The sequence below is a fragment of the Rhodococcus sp. EPR-147 genome (assembly GCF_001647185.1).
Taxonomy (GTDB): domain Bacteria; phylum Actinomycetota; class Actinomycetes; order Mycobacteriales; family Mycobacteriaceae; genus Rhodococcoides.
In genome coordinates this window covers 1-1,791 of the sequence record NZ_LVCU01000432.1, presented here as the reverse complement: position 1 = coordinate 1,791, position 1,791 = coordinate 1, and the positions used below count along the sequence as shown (strand labels likewise).

Genomic DNA, 1,791 nt, shown 5'->3' with positions numbered 1-1,791 from the left:
TCTCGGTGGCTCGGCGCGCGGCGATGGAGCGGCGCACCTCGTCCTTTCCTTGCTCGAAAGGGCTGGCGTTGAGGCAGAGCAACATGTCGACTCCGGCTGCCCCGTAGGCCGGCACCGGCCCGCCCGGCTGCCAGATGTCCTCGCAGACAACGACACCGAGCCGCAGGCCGTTCACCGTCGTGATGCTCAGGCCGGATCCCGGAGCGAAGTAGCGGGCCTCGTCGAACACCCGGTAGGTGGGGAGCGAGTGCTTGTCGTATCGAGTGGCAACCCGTCCATCGGTGATCACTGCCGCGCTGTTCCGCGAGCCCTCGGCGTCGCGATCGAGGTAACCGACCACCACGATGCGGTCGCCGCACCCGGCACTGTCCAAGGCGGCAGCCAGCTCGGTGAGGGCGCGAGCCGATGCGGCGGCGAACGACGGTCGCAGAGCCAGATCCTCGACGGGGTATCCGGTCAGCGCCATCTCCGGGAACACCACCACGTTGGCACCGTCGTGGGCCGCGCGGACCGTCCACTCGACGATGGCTGCGGAGTTCGCCGCAAGATCGCCTACGACGGAGTTGATCTGGGCGAGGGCGAGTCGAAGTGCCTGCACTGCGCCCACGCTAGTGCTCGCACGACGTCCCCGCCGGGCAGCGAGAGCGGCGCGCTCGAAAGACCTGGCACGATCGTGTCCATGAGAACGCGCACCAGGAAGTCGGCCGTGGCGATGTCGGCCGTGGCCGTGGTGCTCGCAGGCTGCTCCGGCCCCGAGCCCACCGCCACACCGGAGAACTCCGCGGTGCCCGACGCCTCGTCGCCGGCATCGGTCGCCGGCCCGATTCCCTCGGGGCTCGAGGCGTTCTACACGCAGACGCTGGAGTGGGAGTCCTGCGACAGCTACAACACCGACGGCAGTGAACTGGGAAGAGCCGTCGAGTGCGCGATGGTGACTGTGCCGTTGGATTATGCAGACCCCGAGGGCAAGACGATCGAGGTCGCCATCTCGCGGACGAAGGCGACGGGCGAGAAGATCGGGTCGGTACTGATGAACCCGGGCGGGCCCGGCTCGTCGGGGCTCTACCTCGCCGGGCAGGCGGAAGGCACTGCCGTCGCCGATCGCTTCGATCGGATCGGCTTCGACCCACGCGGGATCGGAGCATCCGAACCGGAGGTGCGATGCCTGACGTCGGATGAGGTCGACGAGGAACGTCGCGAACCCGATGTGGACGTCAGCCCCGAGGGCATCGCGGCGACCGAGGCCGAACATCGGGACTACGCCGCGCAGTGCGTCGAGCGCACCGGGGCGGACGTGCTCGAACACGTCGGCACCAGGGAAGTGGTGCGCGACATGGACGTCATCCGTGCGGTACTCGGCGACGAGAAGCTGACCTACATCGGTTACTCCTACGGCACCCGGATCGGGACCGCGTACGCCGAGGAGTTCCCGTCGAACGTGCGCGCGATGGTGCTCGACGGAGCGCTCGATCCGGACCAGTCACCCGTCGACGAGGCCGTCGCGCAGGGCGCGGCGTTCCAGACCGCTTTCGATCAGTTCGCCGCCGACTGCGCACAGACCGACACCTGCCCGCTCGGAACCGATCCGGCCCAGGCCGTCGAGCAGTTCCGATCGCTGGTCGACCCGCTGATCGACCAGCCGGCCGAGACGACCGACCCTCGTGGTCTCAGCTACGACGATGCGATCACCGGTGCCCAGCAGGCTCTGTACTCGCAGCAGCTGTGGCGTCTGCTGCGGGCCGGATTGAACGAACTGCGCGACGGCAGGGGCGACACCCTGCTTCGGCTCGC

Annotated in this window: 2 protein-coding genes; one reads left to right on the top strand and one right to left on the bottom strand. The window is 68.7% G+C overall.

The features are described 5' to 3' along the window. A partial coding sequence (locus A2J02_RS18885) for a nitrilase-related carbon-nitrogen hydrolase (RefSeq protein WP_331712150.1) occupies positions 1-598 on the bottom strand: 598 nt, incomplete at its 3' end. Positions 599-679: 81 nt separating this feature from the next. Here A2J02_RS18885 and A2J02_RS18880 point away from each other — a divergent pair. Beyond that, positions 680-1,791: alpha/beta hydrolase (locus A2J02_RS18880; RefSeq protein ID WP_068052158.1), on the top strand; the 1,112-nt coding region annotated here is incomplete at its 3' end.